A 15,991-nucleotide genomic window follows, 5' to 3' on the forward strand; every position below is an offset into this window, starting at 1 on the left:
CCCCACGTCGCGCGATCGGTGCCGGGCACCGGTCGCGCGGCGACCCGCCCAGGACTTGCCATGGATACAACTCTCAATGCTTGCTCCGCCGGCCTCGGACTGCGCCGCGGCCTGCTGCCGGAACTGCTGGCGATGGACGCCGGCGCGGTGGATTTCCTCGAATGCGCCCCGGACAACTGGATCGGCGTCGGCGGCCGCTACGGCGAAGCGCTGGCCGAACTGTCCGCACGCTGGCCGATCAGCGCGCACGGACTGTCGCTGTCGCTGGGCGGCACCGCGCCGTTGGACACGCAGTTGCTGCGCCGCACCCGCGAGTTCCTCGACCGGCATGGGGTCGCGCTGTACAGCGAACATTTGAGCTACTGCACCGACGATGGGCATCTCTACGATCTGATGCCGATTCCGTTCACCGAGGAGGCGATCGGCCACGTCGCCGCGCGCATCCGCCAGGCGCAGGATGCGTTGGGGCGCCGGATCGCGGTGGAGAACGTGTCCTACTACGCCGCGCCCTACCAGGCCTTGAGCGAAGCGGACTTCATCGCCGCGGTACTGGCCGAGGCCGATTGCGATCTGTTGCTGGACCTCAACAACCTGAGCGTCAACGCGCACAATCACGGCTATCCGGTCGGCGAGTTCCTCGACCGACTGCCGCGCGGACGCATCGCCTCGTACCACATCGCCGGCCATTACGACGATGCTGAGGGGCTCAAGATCGACACCCACACCGCTGCGGTGCGCGAGGACGCCTGGGCGCTGCTGGGCGAGGCGTATCGCCGTTTCGGCGTGCGTCCGACTGTGCTCGAGCGCGATTTCAACCTGCCCCCGCTGGCCGAGCTGCTGGGCGAAACCGAGCGAATCCGCGCCATGCAGCGCGCCTTCGTCCCCGTCGCGGAGGCCGCGTGATGAGCGCGCGCCTGCAAGAGCAGCAGTGGGCCCTGGCCCGGCATTTGCGCAACCCGCAGGCGAATCCGCCGCCGCCGGGCTTGCAGCCGCGCCGGCTGCGGGTGTATCGCGAGTTGTTCTTCAACGCTGTCGACGGCCTGCTGGCCGGCAGCTTTCCGGTGTTGCGCCAAACCCTGCCGTTGCCGCGCTGGACCGGGCTGGTGCGCGCTTTCTACGCGGATCACCGCGCGCAGACTCCGCTGTTCCCGCAACTGGCCGCGGAGTTCGTCGCGTTCGCGCAGGCGCTGCCGGACGACGGCACTGCGCCGGCTTGGTTGGCCGAACTGGCGCATTACGAATGGATCGAACAGGAACTGGCGCTCAGCGATGCCGTTCCGCCCGACGACGAACCGCAGATGGACCTGCTCGAAGGCGTGCCGCAGTTGTCGCCGTTGGCGAGGGTGGTGGCGTATCGCTGGCCCGTCGCCGAGATCGGGCCGGACTTTCAGCCGGAACAGGCGCCTGCGCTGCCGACGATGCTGCTGGTCTATCGCGATGCCGCGCATGAGGTGCGCTTCGTCCGGCTCGCGCCGCCGGCCTATCGCCTGCTGCACGTGATCGCGCAGCGGCGGGCTCGTGGCCGCGAGCACCTGCTGGCCCTGGCGGACGAAGCCGGCCTGTACGGGGCCGAGGCGCTGCGGCAGTGGCAGGCGCAAGGCCTGGAGCTGCTGCAACGACTGCGCGCCGCGGGCGCGATGGCGGCCGTTCCCCACATTCAAGGAGTTTCGTCATGATTGCCTACCGATCCGGCTTACGGCCGCAGGGTTGGCCTTTGTTCTGGTTGCTGGCGGCACTGGTGCTGCTGATGTCCGCGACGCTGCTGGCGGCGCACGCCGACCCGGTGGCCGGCGTGCGGGCGGTGATCCGCGCCACCGCACGCAGCTCATTCGCGTTGTTCCTGAGCGTGTTCGTCGCTTCGTCGCTGACGACGTTGGTGCCGAACGGGCTGACCCGCGCGTTGCTGCGCGAACGGCGTTATCTCGGCCTGGCGTTCGCGTTCTCGCATCTGGTGCACGCGATCGCCATCGTCCGCCTGGGCCAGCTCGACCCCTCGTTCTGGCCCGGCCGCAGTGCGCTGACCAATCTGCCGGGCGGGCTCGGTTATGCCTTCATCGTCTTGTTGAGCGCAACCTCGTTCCATGCCCTGGCCCAGCGCATGGGCGCGCAGGCCTGGAAGCGGCTGCACACCGCCGGTGTGTGGGTCATCGCCCTGATCTTCGCGCTCTCGTACTTCAAACGCATTCCGACCGACCCGCTGTACGCGCTGCCGTTCGCGCTGATGTGCGCCGCGGTCGCGGTGCGCGCGGTCGGCAAATGGGCGCAATCGGAAAAGCGCCGCTGGGCGCGGCAACGCCGCGCACCGTCCCCTGTGTCCCCGAATCTGGAGCCTCAAGCATGAATCGCCATCTCCCGGCCGTTGCCGCCCTCGCGCGCCGTCCCCGTGCGCTCGTTCTCGCGCTGGCGCTGGCCTGTGCCGGTGCGGCGCCCGCGGCGTCGGCCGCCGATACGGTCGCGCCGGCGCCCGCCCCCACCGCGATCCTGGTCCACGGCGCGTTCGCCGATGCCGGCAGTTGGGCGCAGGTGGCCAAGCGTCTGCAAGCGCGCGGCCTGAACACCCTCAGCGTGCGCCTGCCGCTGACCTCGCTGCGCGACGATGCCGAAGCGACCCGGCGCGCGCTGCAGGCGGCGCCGGGGCCGGTGGTGCTGGTCGGACATTCCTGGGGCGGTACGGTCATCACCGAGGCGGGCGACGACGCCAAGGTGTCGGCGTTGGTCTATGTCGCCGCATTCGCGCCGGACGTCGGCCAGAACACGGCCGAGCAGGGCCGCGGCTATCCGACGCCGCCCGGGCTGGCCCATCTGGTCGCCAGCGACGGGCTGCTGCGCATCGACGAACAAGGCATGCGCGAGGATTTCGCGCAGGACCTGACGGCGCGCACCGTGTGCGAACTGTTCCGTACTCAGTCGCCGATCCACGCCCGCGCCTTCGACGACGCGGTCGCCCACGCGGCCTGGAAGGGGCGGCCGAGCTGGTATCTGGCCACGCGCCAGGACCGCATGATCGCACCGCAACTGCAGACCGCCACCGCGCAGCGGATCGGCGCGCAACGGCGGTCGGTCGAGGGCAGTCACGCCGCGCCGTTAGCGCATCCGGGCGAGGTCGCGGAGGTGATCCTCGAAGCCGCCGGCAAGCGCCCGCCGCCGGCGGCCGCGCACGAGGAGGGCTGAGTCGTGTCGGCGATGCGACCCTGGATCTGCGCCGCTGCCGCGGCCTTGACGATGGCGGCCTGCCTGCTGGCCGTCGCTTGCCGCGGTCAGGCGCAGGCCGAACCGGCAGGATCGGCGCCGGCGCCCGAGTTCGTCGGCATCGACCGCTGGATCAACAGCCCGCCGCTGACGCTCGCGGGCCTGCGCGGAAAAGTGGTGCTGGTCGAGTTCTGGACCTATGCCTGCATCAATTGCATCCACGTCACCCCGCACGTCAACGAATGGCACCGGCGCTATCGCGACCGCGGCCTGGTCGTGGTCGGCGTGCACACGCCCGAATACGAGGAGGAACGCAGGCCCGCCAACGTCCAGGCGGCGGTGAAGCGGTACGCAATCGAGTATCCCGTCGCGTTGGACAACGACTATCGGACCTGGAACGCTTATCGCAACCGGTTCTGGCCGGCGCTGTACCTGATCGATCGGCAGGGGCGGGTGGTCTACCGACATATCGGAGAGGGCGGGTACGAGGCCACCGACGCCAGGATCCGGGAATTGCTGGCCCGGGATTGACGCGGCCGGGTGGCATAATCGCAGCGGAGCCGGCGCCGCCAGGGCCGACGAGATTTGTTCGCAAGGTTGCCTGCATGGATCACGTAGATCACATCCTGGTCGTCGACGACGATCGCGAGATCCGCCAGATGGTCGCCGACTATCTGCGCAAGAACGGGTTGCGCGCCAGCGTCGCCGCCGACGGCCGCGAGATGCGCGCGGCCCTGGACGGCGATGCGGTCGACCTGATCGTGCTCGATCTGATGATGCCGGGCGAAGACGGGCTGGTGCTGTGCCGCAACCTGCGCGCCGGCAAGCATCGCGCGATTCCGGTCTTGATGCTGACCGCGCGCGACGACCCCACCGACCGCATCGTCGGCCTGGAGATGGGCGCCGACGACTATCTGGTCAAACCCTTCGCCGCACGCGAATTGCTGGCTCGGATCAATGCCGTGCTGCGTCGCACCCGCATGCTGCCGCCCAATCTGCAGATCAGCGAGGCCGCGCGCCTGATCGGCTTCGGCCGCTGGCGCTTGGATACCACCGCGCGCCATCTGCTCGATCCCGACGGCACCGCGGTAGCGCTCAGCGGCGCCGAATTCCGGCTGCTGCGGGTGTTCCTCGACCATCCCCAGCGCGTACTCAGCCGCGACCAGTTGCTGAGCCTGACCCAGGGCCGCGACGCCGAGCATTTCGACCGTTCCATCGACCTGCTCGTCAGCCGGGTGCGCCAGCGGCTGCAGGACGATGCGCGCGAGCCTAGCTATATCAAGACCGTGCGCAGCGAGGGTTATGTGTTCGCCATGCCGGTCGAGCTGATCGGCGGTGACGCGTGAACACGGCGCTGCGACGCGGCTGGCGACTGCTGCCGCGCACGATCGCCGCGCGGCTGTACCTGGTGCTGTTCGCCGGCCTGCTGACCGCGCACGCGCTGTCGTTCGCGTTGTTGTTCTACGAGCGCTACCAGGCCGCGACCTCGATGCTGATGAGCAATCTGGAGCAGGACGTGACCGTCGCGGTCGCGATCTTGGACCGGATTCCGGCGCAAGAGCGCGCCGACTGGCTGCCGCGGCTCAAGCGCCGCACCTTTCACTATCTGCTGGGCCCGGGCCAGGACGGCGCCGCGCTGGCCAGCGACGAGGCGCGCGAGTTCGTCGCCCGGGTCGGCGCCGCGCTGGGGCCGCGTTATCCGGTGCGAGCCAATGCCGTGTCCGCCGGGCCGGAGCGTTTCCAGATCCATCTGCGGCTGAGCGACGGCGAACCGGTGACCGTGGAAGTGCAGCCCTCGGCGATGCCGATCGCGCGCTGGCTGCCCTACGTGCTGGCGGCGCAGTTGGCGTTGCTGCTGGTGTGCACCTGGGGCGCGGTGCGGTTGGCGACCCGGCCGCTGGCGCAGTTGGCGCGTGCGGCCGAGTCGCTGAGCCCCGGCGGGCTGGGCCCGCGGTTGCAGGAAACCGGGCCGGTCGAGGTGGTCGGCGCGGCGGCCGCGTTCAACGCCATGCAGGACCGCATCGCCCAATACACCCAGGAGCGGCTGCAGATCCTGGCCTCGATTTCGCACGATCTGCAGACCCCCATCACGCGCATGAAGCTGCGTTGCGAGGCCATGGAAGAGGGGGGGCAGCGCGACAAGACCCTGGACGACCTGGGCGAAATGGAGCGTCTGGTGCGCGAAGGCATCGCCTACGCGCGCAGCGCCCACGGCGCCGCCGAGACGCCGTTGCGGATCGATCTGGACGCGTTCCTGCAGAGCCTGGTCTACGACTACCAGGACACCGGCCGTGCGGTGAGTCTGGGCGGCCGCAGCGGACGATTGCTGGTCACCCGGCCGAACGCCTTGCGGCGGATCCTCGCCAACTTGATCGACAACGCGCTCGCCTACGCCGGCAGCGCAGAACTGGAACTGGCCCGCGATGGCGATGCGGTGCTGCTGAGGGTTGCGGACCGTGGCCCCGGCATTCCGGAGGACCGGCTCGAACAGGTGACGCAGCCGTTCTACCGCCTGGAAGGGTCGCGCAACCGCGACAGCGGCGGTACCGGGTTGGGCCTGGCGATCGCGCAGCAGCTCGCGCCCTCGGCCGGCGCGCGCCTGCGTCTGCGCAATCGCGACGGCGGCGGTCTGGAAGCCCTGGTGCGCCTGGACGACGTCGCCGCCGTCTGAGCCGCGCATCGGCGGTTTGTAACCGATTTGTGCCGGCGTGATGCGCGCCGCTGTTGCCCTGGCGCGCGCGCGGCAGGTTGTTCCAGATTTGTGATTCTGTGGGCGGCGCAGCGCCGTTCATGACGATTCTGCACTCCGATAACGCGTTCGCCGATCGCGGCGACGTGTCCCCAGGAGAGAGAGTCCATGAATCGCCATCGTTCCATTCCCATCGTTCTTGCGTCGGCGACGCGACGGCTGTCCGCCGCCGCGCTGTTCGCCGGCGTCGTGTTGTTGAGCGGTTGTCCACGCCAGGACGCTGTGCCCGCGCCCGAGAGGGTTGCGGCGGCAGAAGCGTCCGCCGCCGTGGCGTCGCCGGCTCCGGTCGGCGGCATCGCCGATCGGGGCGTTTCGTCCCGACCCGGCGACGGCCGCACCGGCCGCGCCGTCGTCGCCGCCGAGCCGCCCGCACTGTGCAGCAGCGTGAAGCAATACGGCATCACCTTCGGCTTCGACCGCGCCTATCCCTGCGGCCAGTTCGCCAACGGCGACTTCTGGGTGGCGCCGGCGGGCGACAGCCAGGGCCGGGTGCGGATCATGTCGATCTCGCCGGGCTTCAGCAGCGGCCGCAACGGCTTCGAGGTCAACCCCTCCAGCGTCAGCCGCCACGGCTTCGACCGCACCGCCTACGGCTACGACGCGCGGCTGGTGCCGGCGCTGCCTTACTCCGCCGCGCCGAACCAGTCCATCGTCAAGGCGATCTCGCGCAGCGGCGACGAGAAGACCTCGCTGGAAACCGCCGCGGTACTGACCGTGCTCGCGGCGCCGCCGGCGGACAACGGCCGCGGCCTGTTCCGGCCGCCGTACTTCGGCAGCAAGAAGCCGCTGATCCCGGTCGCGCGGCTGCGCATGGACCGTCTACCGGCGTACGCGCCGCTGCCGATGATGCCGGCCTTGAGTGCGGTGTCCGACCGGTTCCGCCGTGTGCAGCTCGATCATCAGCTCGGTTGGTCGGCCGACCAGATCCATCCCAAACAGAACATGCCCGACTACGGCGCGCAGATCGCGATCGACACCGCCTCGGCCGCGCTGCGGCTGATGGTGCGCGACGACGACGCGCAGCGTCGGCAGTTGGCCATGTTCCTCGCCCAGTACGCCCTGGATCTGAAGGCGGCGATGGAAGGCGGCCTGCATTTCTATGCCGACGGCGGCCACCGTCACGGCCGCAAGCTGGTGTTGACGCTCGGTTCCCTGTTGCTCGACGATGCGGCGATGGCCGCGCGCGTGCGCGACTTCCAGCAGGACACCTACCAGGAAGACGGTCAGCTCAGCATCGGCGCGGGCAGCGGCAAGGTGCTGTTCGGCAGTCCGTGCACGGTCGAGGAGTACTGGGAGAACCAGAACAACGGCACCAGCACGCGCGACTGCCGCGACCCGTACGGTTACATCGACGGCGGCCAGGAGCCGGCCGGCTACTACCAGTTCTGCTGCACGGCCAAGGGCTACAAGGCGGCGGCGCTGGCGCTGAGGCTGATGCCGTCGCTGCGCTGCGTATGGACCGACACGCGCATCCTGCTCTACGCCGACCGCTGGGTGAACCACGGCGCCTGGACCCAGCCCGACCCCTATCAGCCGCGCGGCAGCGGCGCGCTCGACAGCAATCCGAGCGACGGCACCGGCCGCTGGCCGGCCCTGCACGGCGCCGGCCGCGACGACGGCTACTACGGCGACGACTTCGCCGACGCGATGTGGGCCGCCTACCGCGGCCAGGCCGGCGATACGGTGCAGTGCCAGTAAGTCGACCGAGCGCGCATGATCGCCCCCAGCCTGCATCCCCCCTTTGAAAAAAGGGGGGGATTTGCTCTTAGTCCAAAGCCAAAAGCAAACCTTCCGCGCGTCGAATTTTTGGATCGGCATCGATCAGCGCAGCGCGCAGCCCCCTTTTTTAAATAAGGGGGCTTTTTTTCGTCGCCCGATGAAGATTGGTTCGGCCCCGGAAAGGCGAGGGGCGTGGACAACCAGATCGCGCCAACGCGCCTGGGGCGCACACGTGCAGGCCATCTTCCTCAAACATGGGGCTTGAGTAGATCCACTCTCGCTTCCCTAGCCGGGCGCCCGGTGAACACTCATGGCCGCACCCGTCGCCTTATGACGTTTACGTCCCTGTGAGCGCACCCCGTTCCTCGGTCGCCGCGCTCGCGCCGACATGACGGGGTCGCAAGCCGCCCGACAAACCACGGTCGTACAGGGGGACCGAATGGCAAGAACGATCGCAGGATCGATGCGAGGCTGGGGCGGGGTCGCGCTGCTGGCGATGACGGCGCCGGCGTGGGCGCACAAGCTGGCGACCCATTCCACCGCGGAAGAGCGGCGACTGGCCGGAATCGGCAGCAGCACCTGGGTGTTCCTGGAACGACAACTCGCGCAGCGCTCGATGGTCGCCTTTACCGAGCCGGTGCACGAGGAAATCACCAATCGCATCTACGGCTGCAATGGCGACTGCGGCGGTCGCGAAGCGCTCGACGCGCCGGGTCCGGTGCTGGCCGGCGTGCGCTGGAACGACGATCCGCCGTTCCGGATGAGCGCTAATCAGGCCCGCGGCATGGGCTGCAAAACCCAGGAAACCATCCGCTTCGAAACCCAGCCCTTGTGCTGGGGCAGTCTGTTCGCCGACGCCAACAAAGGCGCCGCCGCCGGCAAGCGCTACGGTCCCGGCGACGCCATGCTGTACCGCACCCATTTCGGCGACTTACAGTTCCTTCATGCCATGGCCAGCCGCGACGGCGAGACCGCGGCCGAGACCAAGGCCAAGCTGATGGGCTGGATGGAGTTCGCCTGGCGCACGGCCCAAGGCGAATACAGCCTGGATACGCGATTGAAGGACTCGACCATCCCGGCGATCCAACAAGCCTTCGGCCGTAGCGAATGGCGCGTGCTGGACCTCTACACTCAGGGCGCCAGCGGCGGTTTGCGCCGCTACTACCAGGACGTCGCGTTCGGCTCCTTGCTGCATGCGCTGCAGGACAGTTACGCGGCCGGACATGTCGAGCGCGAAGCAGCCAGCGGCCTGCGCCAATGCACGATCGGCGCCGACCGGGTCGCGGCGCCGGGCGCGATCCTGGAATTCCATGCCTATAACCGCCAGGACCACGGACGCCACGCGGAAGCCGACACCCGCACGGCCTTCCTGCGCCGCTTCGAGGAAAAGGGCAACGTGGTCGAAGTGGGGCGCGTGCTGCTGCGCGCGCGCGACGAAAAGCGCGGCTGGGACGACGTGCGACCCTTCTTCGACTGCGTATTCGCCCTGCAGGCACCGAACGCGCCGGCCGGGCCGGGCGAATTCGGCCGCGGCCAGGGCACCGATTGAGGCGCCCGTATGCGGACGGCATCATGCTGTCCGCCACCCCCTTCGCCGCATTCCGGATCGCCGCCATGAACGGACATTCCCGCTGGAGCGCCCTGGCGCTGACCCTGGTCAGCCTGCCCGCCGCCGCGTCCTACAGCGACGGCGCCTACGGTCTGTTCCTGGCTTTGTTCTCGGTGCCGGTGGCACTGGTCGCGATCGTGCTGACGATAGTGCTGTACTGGAAGCGCGCGTTCCATTCTCGCGGCTTCGCCTATGGCTACGTCGCGGTGTTCTGCGCCGCCGCCTTGGGGGTGGTGGCGATGTCGACGACGGCGGGCGAGACCGTCTCGGTGCTGACGGTGGCGGTGGTCGAAGCGGTATTGTTGTTGCCGGTGGTCGCTCCGGCGCTGTTGCAATGTTGGTCGGCGAACGGGGACGACGACTGATCGGCGTGCCTGGGTTAGTCTGAGCCGACGCTTCCAAGAGTCCGGACATGCTCATCGAAGGCGCCTGCCATTGCGGCAACCTCCGCTACACCCTGGACTGGGCGCCGGAGCCGGAATCGATCCCGGCCCGCGCCTGCACCTGCACCTTCTGCGTCAAGCACGGCGGCGTGTGGACCGCCTGCGCGGGCGGCCGCCTGGATGTCGTCGTGCGCGATCCGCAGCGCGTCTCGTGCTACGTCTTCGGCACCCGCACCGCCGACTTCCATGTGTGCGCGGTATGCGGGGTCGTGCCGTTGGCGACCAGCGACATCGACGGCCGCCTGTACGCGGTGGTCAACGTCAACACCTTCGAAGCACTCGATCCGGGCCTGTTGCGGCATTCTTCATCCGACCTGGACGGAGAAACCCAGGCCGCGCGTCTGGAGCGACGTGCACGCAACTGGATCGGTACGGTGAGATTGCGCTTCGCCGACCGGGACGTCGTCGGCGCCGGCGAAGGCTGAGTCCGAAGGTCGCGCCAACAGCGGAGACCGGCCGGTCCGATCCGGATGCTCAGCGCTCGAAACGCATCATCCGCCCCGCATTGCGGCGACGCTCCAGTGGAATGTCGTAGCCGCGCGAGCTCAATGTGAAGCCGGCGGTCAGCATAGAGGCGGCGAAAGACGCGCAGTTTCCGCGGCCGGGGTCGGATATCAGCACTTCGGCTTCGGCCGTGGCGTAGTTGCGGATCAGATTCAGCAGCGAGCCGATATGGCCGCGTTCGTAGAGCACGTCGCTGCCCACGATCAGGTCGAATTTTCCCATGGAACTGTCCTGCGGACGTTCCCAGGCGAGATCGTTGAAGGGGATCGGCTTCAGGCCGTTGAGGCGGGCGTTGTGGGCCAGGAACTCGTTGGCGAGCGGATGATGATCGCTGGCGGTGATGTCGGCGCCGCGCTTCTTCAACACCAGGCTGGACAGCCCCAGGCCGCAGCCTATTTCCAGAATGCGTTTTCCGTCGATCCGGTACGACAAGCTTTCCCGGGCCAGCTCGATTCCCGCCGGCCACAGTTGCCCGAACAGGCTCCATAACGCCGCAGGAACGCCTGCGCGCTCGGCCGTGCGATCCGGATCGTGGAACTGCTGGCGATCCTTCAAGGCGCGAATGCGATAGACGACGTCGCCGATCGGGACGTCGATAAGTCGAGTGCAGAACGGCAAAAAACGCCTCGGATGACGCCATCGCGTCGGGTCAGGCAGAGGCGGGCGATGCCGCCGATGGATCGCGAGTGCTCGGGTCGCCACCCGACCATACGCGCATGCAACGCGAATAGCGAGCTTTATTTTCTTTCGCCCGTTCATGCGTCCCAGCGCGCATACTCGTTCGAAGATTGCAGAGAGCCGCTATGGAAGAACATGTCGAGTGGTTCCACTTCACCCTGTGCCGCGATCAATCGGTCGGTCCGATCGAGTTGCGTCGGATATGGATGGAGGCGAGCGGGACGACCAACATTTCGGTCGGCCGCGATCACCGCGCCATGCTCGGCAAGCGAGCGGTGGTGTATTCGCTGCGCGCATCCCCGCGCCTGGCCAATCTGCACGCGATCGAAGCCCGATTGCGTTTCCTGCTCGCCCAGGCGCGGTTGAACAGCGTGCTTACGGTAGTCACGCATTGAGGTGATGCATGCAATTGTTCGATATAGCGATCGGCCGGTGCCGGGCGATCGAAGGCGGAACGGTCACGATCGGTCTGGACAGCGCGATCGTCAGCCGTCTGGTGCCCGGCTATCCGTGGCGGATGTCCGGGACCAGCGTGTTGCGCCTGAGCCAGAGACTGTGCAGCAAGCGCTTTCCGCTGGAGCCGGGGCGCGAGACCTTTCTGCAGCGCGAAGAACTGATGCGCAATCCCAGCGCGAGCCTGGATTTGCTCGGCGACGGCAATTTCGTACCGGTCCGCCTGCGCGCGTTGAGCGACGGCGAGGAGCCGCAGATCGTCAAGCCCGCGACCAAAACCCCGCGTTCGAACCTGCCGCAGTCTCGCCGTTCCTGAACGCACTGTGGTAAGGATTTCCCGCCGTCGCGTGCGTATCCCGCCGGTGCGCTCGACAGATCGGAAGCGGACGCGATGCGGCGCGCGGCCCAGGTTGACGCATCGCCGCAGCTCGGCCGCAAGACATTCCCGACGGCGGAACCTCGCTCAATCGGCCAGATCGGCGAAGGCCTGGCGCAAATCCGCCAGCAGGTCCTGCGGCGACTCCAGGCCGATGTTGAAGCGCACCAGGTTGCGTCCAGGCGCACCGTGATCGCGGCGCAGGCCGAAGAAGGGCATGACCAGGCTGGTGACGCCGCCCCAGCTGTAGCCGATCTTGAACAGCTGCAGACGATCGAGTGCGCGCACGATCGCATCGACCGACAGCTCGGGCCGGAACAGCGCCGAGAACACGCTGGCCGAGCCGCTGAAATCGCGGCGCCAGATCTCGTGGCCGGGGCTGCCGGGCAGCGCCGGGTGCAGGACGCGTTCGACATCGGCGCGCGCCGCCAGCCAGTGCGCGACTTCCAGCGTGCTGGCCTGCAACTGGGCCAGGCGCACGCCCAGGGTTTGCAGGCCGCGCAAGGCCAGGCTGCAATCGTCCGGCGACACGCCCATGCCCAGCAGTTGATGGGTGTCGCCGATGCGCTCGTACAGTGCGCGGTCGCGCACGGTGACCGAGCCCAGCAGCAGATCGCTGTGGCCGCCGACATACTTGGTCAGCGCTTGCATGGTGATGTCGACACCGTGGCCGAAGGCGTCGAACAGAACGCCGGCGGCGTAAGTGTTGTCCAGCGCGACGGGCAGGCCGACGGCGTGCGCGGCCGCGGCGATCGCCGGCACATCCTGTACTTCCATGCTGACCGAGCCCGGGTTCTCGCACCACACCAATTGGGTGTTCGGACGCAGCCGCTCGGCGATGCCGGCGCCGAGCAGGGGCGGGTAGTACTCGGCGTCCACGCCAAGGCGTGCGAGCACGCGGTCGGCGAACTCGCGGTTGGGACCGTAGGCGTTATCGGGAATCAGCACATGCCCGCCTGCGGACAGCAGGCTGAGGCCGATCAGGCTGATCGCCGCCTGGCCGCCCGGGGTCAGGAAACAGTGCCGGCCGCCCTCGAGTTCGGCGATGCGCGCGCCCAGTTCCAGGCTGGTCGGCGTGCCGTACAGGCCGTAGCTGTACGGCGCCTGCTGTTGGTCCCAATGATCGAGCACGCGCCCCGCGCTGGAGAACAGCGTGGTCGAACCGCGATAGGTCGGAGTGGCCAGCGACTGGAAGCCTTCGGGAGCCCGCGCTTGCGGATGGATCAGTTTGGATTGCCAGGAAAGCGACATGGGAGCGCCGATGCGATGACGTGGACGGGGCGCGGCTTGGGCCGCCGAGCGAGTCTAGCGCCGGGCGAGCCGGGTGCGCCTGCGATTACGCCGCAGTTTGGCGGCGAGCGAACGCCGGCGCGCGCTCGCCGCCGATGCGCCGCATGGCGCCGCCGCGGCAGGCGCTTTTCAGGCGCGAGGTAAGCCGCGGGAGCCGAAGCGGTTCGAGGCTGCATTGCGATCCAACGCTGCCGCGCGCAGCGGCTCAAAGAGGCCGGACGGGTCGGCGCTCGGAGGCGAAGTCCAGCGCACGCGACCGTGATCGGCCGCGGCAAGTGCCGCTACGGCAACCGCCCGCGTGGTGGCGGCGATCACTTCGGGGCCGGCCGGCAATCCCGATCCAGGGCCTCCGGCCCGGCGCCGGCGCAGACTTTGAAGCCCGGTGCCAGGCCGACGATGTCGCGCCGTTCGCCCACGGCCACGGCGAAGCGTTCCGGCGCGGCCTCCGCCGAATACAGGCTGTAGTGGCAGTGGCCGCTGCGGCTGGCGGCGCATTCGAAACGGCTGATGTCGCCGGTGATGCGCACCTGGCTGTCGATGACGACGTGGCCGTCGGCGCTGACGCGGTGAGCGATCGTCTGGCCGCCGCCGCTGCAACCGAACAGCGCCAGCAGGTAGTAGAGCAGAGCCATCAGGTTGCGCATGGGGTCGTCCTTGGAAGAGAAGCTCACCGCTGCCGCATTGCGTGGTCCACTACGGCAGGGCGCGCCGCTACATGGCGCGGAACAGGGCCATGAACGGCTGGCTGACGCTCAGCGTTTCGCTGCGCTGGCGCAGACGCACCGTGCCCTTGCCGCTGTCGTCGCGCACGATCGAGGCGATCGCCTTGAGGTTGACGATGGTCGAGCGGTGGATCTGCTTGAACAGATTGCCGTCCAGCACTTCCAGCAGTTCGCGGATCGGCTTGCGCAGCACTGCTTCGCCTTCCGCGGTCACGACCGTGGTGTACTTGTTGTCGGCGCGGAAATAGATCACGTCGTCGACCAGGATCAGCCGGGTTTCGCGGCCGGCGCTGGCGGTGATCCAGGTCAGCGCCGTGGCGTCCGGCTTGCCGCGTTGCGCGCCCAAGCGCTGGCCCAACTCGGCGATGGCTTCGCTGTCGGCGGCGGTGCCGGCGCGTTGCTGCAGGCGCTGCACGGTCACTGCCAGGCGCTCGGCGGTGACCGGCTTGAGCAGGTAGTCGATCGCGCCGTGTTCGAAGGCGTCGATCGCGTACTGGTCGTAGGCGGTGACGAACACGATCCGGGTCAGCGGGCTGACGTCGCCGGCCGCGCCGGCGACATCGATCCCGGTCAGTCCGGGCATGCGGATGTCGAGAAAGGCGATGTCGGGCCGATGTTCGGCCAGAGCCTCCAGCGCCTCGGCGCCGTCTTCGCATTCGGCGACGATGCGCAGCTGCGGCCAGGCCTCGCCCAGCGTTTCGACCAACGACCGGCGCAGCAGTGCTTCGTCTTCGGCGACCAGCGCGGTCAGCGTGGGCTTAGCCATGGACGGTCTCCTCTTGCCGCGCCAGCGGCACGCTCAGGGTGGCGGCGACGCCTTGCGGGAAGTTGGCGACCACGGCCAGTTGCGCATCGTCGCCGTAGACCAGCTGCAGGCGTTCGCGCACGTTGCGCAGGCCGATGCCGGTGCCGCTGTTGGCGGCGTTGAGGCCCAGGCCGTCGTCGGCCACCGTGATCGCCGCGCGCTGCTCGTTGCGCCGCGCCAGGATCCACACCATGCCGCCGCCCGGTTTGGGTTCCAGGCCGTGCTTGATCGCATTCTCGACCAGGGTCTGCAGCATCATCGGCGGCAGCGGCAGGCTGCGCAGTTCGTCGGGCACGTCGATCTGCAAGGCCAGCCTTGCGCCCATGCGCAGCTTGAGGATTTCCAGATAGGCGCGCGAGCGGTCCAACTCCTCGCCGAGCGTCGACAGCGCGTCTTCGGTGCGCGGCAAGGACTTGCGCAGGAAGTCGATCAGATGGCCGAGCATCTCGTCGGCCTTGGCCGGGTCGTTGCGGGTCAGGTACTGGGCGCTGGCCAGGGTGTTGTAGAGAAAATGCGGCTCGACCTGGGCATGCAGCAGGCTGAGCTTGGCCACCGCCAGTTCCTTTTCGGTTTCGGTGCGGGTGACCGCGGCGCGTTCGTTGCGGCGGCGTTCGGCGATGCGTCGGGTGATGGCGCGGACGATGGCCTCGGCGTTCTCCAGATTGGTGCCGCCGTCGACCCGGAACCAGTCGCTCCAGGCGCCGGCTTCCGGTTCGCAGATCAGCACGATGCGGCCGCTGTCTTCGCCGGGCTCGACCGTGGCTTGGATCTGGTTGCGGCCGTGGCCGCGCATGCCGGTGAGGTCGCGGACTTCGCGATCGCGGCCGTACAGGTTGTGCCGACGCACCTTGGCGCGCACCTGCAGGCTGTCGCGCGCGCTTTCGATTTCCTCGACCCGCGGCAGCTCGCGGATCGCCGCATCGAGCAGATCGAAGGTCTCGCCGGCTTCGAACGGCACCTCGATCTCGCGCCGCTGACGGTTGTGCAGCGCGCCGCGGTCGATGTGGCCGGCGATCAGCCGCACGCGGCGCACGTGGCTGAAGGCGCCGGTGACCACGTAGGCCACCACCAGCATGCAGATCAGGAACAGCGGGGTGGGGTCCTGGTACTGCAGGCCCGGCGTCACCGAGGCGAACAGCGCCATCAGCAGGAACAGGCCGAACCAGGCCAGGGCGAGGCGGGCGATGAAGAAGAAGCTTCGGATCACAAGGGCGATGCCATGGCGGGATGGGCGCAGCATAGTGCTGCGGCGCCTGGGCGGAAGCGGGGCGGCGACGAAGGCCGGCTTGCGGCGACGAAGCCGGGACGGGGCGGAGCGAAGCCTGGCGGCGGTAAGCGCTGCAGTGGCGGGCTGCGGCGCCGCGGCCTTCGAAGGCGCCTTGCCCGGAAATTGTGATGCGCAACAAGGTTCGGGAACCCGTTCAGTCGCCGTCGCAACTTCCGCAATCGGTTTG

General features: G+C 68.6%; 18 protein-coding genes. 13 read left to right on the forward strand and 5 right to left on the reverse strand.

Annotated elements, in window-relative coordinates; genetic code table 11:
- Positions 1-60: 60 nt before the first annotated feature.
- The 11 genes from V2J18_RS06990 to V2J18_RS07040 all read left to right on the forward strand — a co-directional run bounded on the left by V2J18_RS06990 (position 61) and on the right by V2J18_RS07040 (position 10,134).
- A complete protein-coding gene (locus V2J18_RS06990; RefSeq protein WP_336131390.1) occupies positions 61-903 on the forward strand; it encodes an HvfB family MNIO-type RiPP peptide maturase in 843 nt (280 codons plus the stop codon).
- Positions 903-1,676: an HvfC family RiPP maturation protein gene (locus tag V2J18_RS06995; RefSeq protein WP_336131391.1), complete on the forward strand. Its 774-nt coding sequence runs from the start codon at positions 903-905 to the stop codon at positions 1,674-1,676. The genes V2J18_RS06990 and V2J18_RS06995 overlap by 1 nt, the downstream gene beginning before the upstream one ends.
- Complete coding sequence (locus V2J18_RS07000; RefSeq protein WP_336131392.1) at positions 1,673-2,341, forward strand: ferric reductase-like transmembrane domain-containing protein; 669 nt, start codon at positions 1,673-1,675, stop codon at positions 2,339-2,341. The genes V2J18_RS06995 and V2J18_RS07000 overlap by 4 nt, the downstream gene beginning before the upstream one ends.
- Entirely contained in the window at positions 2,338-3,171 is an 834-nt protein-coding gene (locus V2J18_RS07005; RefSeq protein ID WP_336131393.1) for an alpha/beta fold hydrolase, read from the forward strand. The genes V2J18_RS07000 and V2J18_RS07005 overlap by 4 nt, the downstream gene beginning before the upstream one ends.
- 51 nt (positions 3,172-3,222) lie before the next feature.
- Positions 3,223-3,720 carry a thioredoxin family protein gene (locus tag V2J18_RS07010; RefSeq protein WP_064748568.1) on the forward strand — a complete coding sequence of 166 codons (498 nt, stop codon included), beginning with the start codon at positions 3,223-3,225 and terminating at the stop codon, positions 3,718-3,720.
- 74 nt (positions 3,721-3,794) lie between these two features.
- Positions 3,795-4,535: a response regulator gene (locus tag V2J18_RS07015; RefSeq protein WP_336131394.1), complete on the forward strand. Its 741-nt coding sequence runs from the start codon at positions 3,795-3,797 to the stop codon at positions 4,533-4,535.
- Positions 4,532-5,860: an ATP-binding protein gene (locus V2J18_RS07020; RefSeq protein ID WP_336131395.1), complete on the forward strand. Its 1,329-nt coding sequence runs from the start codon at positions 4,532-4,534 to the stop codon at positions 5,858-5,860. The genes V2J18_RS07015 and V2J18_RS07020 overlap by 4 nt, the downstream gene beginning before the upstream one ends.
- Before the next feature lie 186 nt (positions 5,861-6,046).
- Positions 6,047-7,636: a hypothetical protein gene (locus V2J18_RS07025; protein ID WP_336131396.1), complete on the forward strand. Its 1,590-nt coding sequence runs from the start codon at positions 6,047-6,049 to the stop codon at positions 7,634-7,636.
- A 484-nt stretch (positions 7,637-8,120) separates the two neighbouring features.
- On the forward strand, positions 8,121-9,206 hold the full coding sequence (locus V2J18_RS07030; protein WP_336131397.1) for a hypothetical protein: 1,086 nt from the start codon (positions 8,121-8,123) through the stop codon (positions 9,204-9,206).
- A 65-nt stretch (positions 9,207-9,271) separates the two neighbouring features.
- A complete protein-coding gene (locus V2J18_RS07035; RefSeq protein WP_336131398.1) occupies positions 9,272-9,631 on the forward strand; it encodes a hypothetical protein in 360 nt (119 codons plus the stop codon).
- Between the two features lie 47 nt (positions 9,632-9,678).
- Positions 9,679-10,134, forward strand: coding sequence for a GFA family protein (locus V2J18_RS07040; protein ID WP_336131399.1), 456 nt, complete (start codon positions 9,679-9,681; stop codon positions 10,132-10,134).
- Between the two features lie 49 nt (positions 10,135-10,183).
- Here the strand turns inward: V2J18_RS07040 and V2J18_RS07045 are convergent, their stop codons facing one another.
- Positions 10,184-10,831: a class I SAM-dependent methyltransferase gene (locus tag V2J18_RS07045; protein ID WP_064748561.1), complete on the reverse strand. Its 648-nt coding sequence runs from the start codon at positions 10,829-10,831 to the stop codon at positions 10,184-10,186.
- A gap of 185 nt (positions 10,832-11,016) precedes the next feature.
- On the opposite strand from V2J18_RS07045, the gene V2J18_RS07050 reads away from it, so the two are divergent.
- Positions 11,017-11,286 carry a hypothetical protein gene (locus tag V2J18_RS07050; protein WP_064748560.1) on the forward strand — a complete coding sequence of 90 codons (270 nt, stop codon included), beginning with the start codon at positions 11,017-11,019 and terminating at the stop codon, positions 11,284-11,286.
- An 8-nt stretch (positions 11,287-11,294) separates the two neighbouring features.
- A complete protein-coding gene (locus V2J18_RS07055) occupies positions 11,295-11,660 on the forward strand; it encodes a hypothetical protein (protein ID WP_336131400.1) in 366 nt (121 codons plus the stop codon).
- Between the two features lie 147 nt (positions 11,661-11,807).
- Here the strand turns inward: V2J18_RS07055 and V2J18_RS07060 are convergent, their stop codons facing one another.
- The 4 genes from V2J18_RS07060 to V2J18_RS07075 all read right to left on the reverse strand — a co-directional run bounded on the left by V2J18_RS07060 (position 11,808) and on the right by V2J18_RS07075 (position 15,777).
- Positions 11,808-12,971: a cystathionine beta-lyase gene (locus V2J18_RS07060; protein WP_336131401.1), complete on the reverse strand. Its 1,164-nt coding sequence runs from the start codon at positions 12,969-12,971 to the stop codon at positions 11,808-11,810.
- Between the two features lie 350 nt (positions 12,972-13,321).
- Positions 13,322-13,654 (reverse strand): hypothetical protein, encoded by a 333-nt coding sequence (locus tag V2J18_RS07065; protein WP_064748557.1) that lies wholly within the window; start codon positions 13,652-13,654, stop codon positions 13,322-13,324.
- 67 nt (positions 13,655-13,721) lie between these two features.
- Positions 13,722-14,498 (reverse strand): LytR/AlgR family response regulator transcription factor, encoded by a 777-nt coding sequence (locus tag V2J18_RS07070; protein ID WP_064748556.1) that lies wholly within the window; start codon positions 14,496-14,498, stop codon positions 13,722-13,724.
- The gene (locus V2J18_RS07075; RefSeq protein ID WP_064748555.1) at positions 14,491-15,777 is read right to left on the reverse strand and encodes a sensor histidine kinase; all 1,287 of its coding nucleotides are present in this window, start codon (positions 15,775-15,777) and stop codon (positions 14,491-14,493) included. Before V2J18_RS07075 ends, V2J18_RS07070 begins: the two co-directional genes overlap by 8 nt.
- Positions 15,778-15,991 lie beyond the last annotated feature (214 nt).

The organism is Lysobacter firmicutimachus (assembly GCF_037027445.1).
Taxonomy (GTDB): domain Bacteria; phylum Pseudomonadota; class Gammaproteobacteria; order Xanthomonadales; family Xanthomonadaceae; genus Lysobacter; species Lysobacter firmicutimachus.

Excerpts from the sequence above, each read along its gene's own strand:
- V2J18_RS07000 (WP_336131392.1), top strand. The coding sequence starts at position 1,673 with ATGATTGCCTACCGATCCGGCTTACGGCCGCAGGGTTGGCCTTTGTTC.
- V2J18_RS07035 (WP_336131398.1), top strand. The coding sequence starts at position 9,272 with ATGAACGGACATTCCCGCTGGAGCGCCCTGGCGCTGACCCTGGTCAGC.
- V2J18_RS07015 (WP_336131394.1), top strand. The coding sequence starts at position 3,795 with ATGGATCACGTAGATCACATCCTGGTCGTCGACGACGATCGCGAGATC.
- V2J18_RS06995 (WP_336131391.1), top strand. The coding sequence starts at position 903 with ATGAGCGCGCGCCTGCAAGAGCAGCAGTGGGCCCTGGCCCGGCATTTG.
- V2J18_RS07055 (WP_336131400.1), top strand. The coding sequence starts at position 11,295 with ATGCAATTGTTCGATATAGCGATCGGCCGGTGCCGGGCGATCGAAGGC.
- V2J18_RS07040 (WP_336131399.1), top strand. The coding sequence starts at position 9,679 with ATGCTCATCGAAGGCGCCTGCCATTGCGGCAACCTCCGCTACACCCTG.
- V2J18_RS07050 (WP_064748560.1), top strand. The coding sequence starts at position 11,017 with ATGGAAGAACATGTCGAGTGGTTCCACTTCACCCTGTGCCGCGATCAA.
- V2J18_RS07030 (WP_336131397.1), top strand. The coding sequence starts at position 8,121 with ATGCGAGGCTGGGGCGGGGTCGCGCTGCTGGCGATGACGGCGCCGGCG.
- V2J18_RS07025 (WP_336131396.1), top strand. The coding sequence starts at position 6,047 with ATGAATCGCCATCGTTCCATTCCCATCGTTCTTGCGTCGGCGACGCGA.
- V2J18_RS06990 (WP_336131390.1), top strand. The coding sequence starts at position 61 with ATGGATACAACTCTCAATGCTTGCTCCGCCGGCCTCGGACTGCGCCGC.
- V2J18_RS07060 (WP_336131401.1), bottom strand. The coding sequence starts at position 12,971 with ATGTCGCTTTCCTGGCAATCCAAACTGATCCATCCGCAAGCGCGGGCT.
- V2J18_RS07005 (WP_336131393.1), top strand. The coding sequence starts at position 2,338 with ATGAATCGCCATCTCCCGGCCGTTGCCGCCCTCGCGCGCCGTCCCCGT.
- V2J18_RS07065 (WP_064748557.1), bottom strand. The coding sequence starts at position 13,654 with ATGCGCAACCTGATGGCTCTGCTCTACTACCTGCTGGCGCTGTTCGGT.
- V2J18_RS07010 (WP_064748568.1), top strand. The coding sequence starts at position 3,223 with ATGGCGGCCTGCCTGCTGGCCGTCGCTTGCCGCGGTCAGGCGCAGGCC.
- V2J18_RS07070 (WP_064748556.1), bottom strand. The coding sequence starts at position 14,498 with ATGGCTAAGCCCACGCTGACCGCGCTGGTCGCCGAAGACGAAGCACTG.
- V2J18_RS07075 (WP_064748555.1), bottom strand. The coding sequence starts at position 15,777 with ATGCTGCGCCCATCCCGCCATGGCATCGCCCTTGTGATCCGAAGCTTC.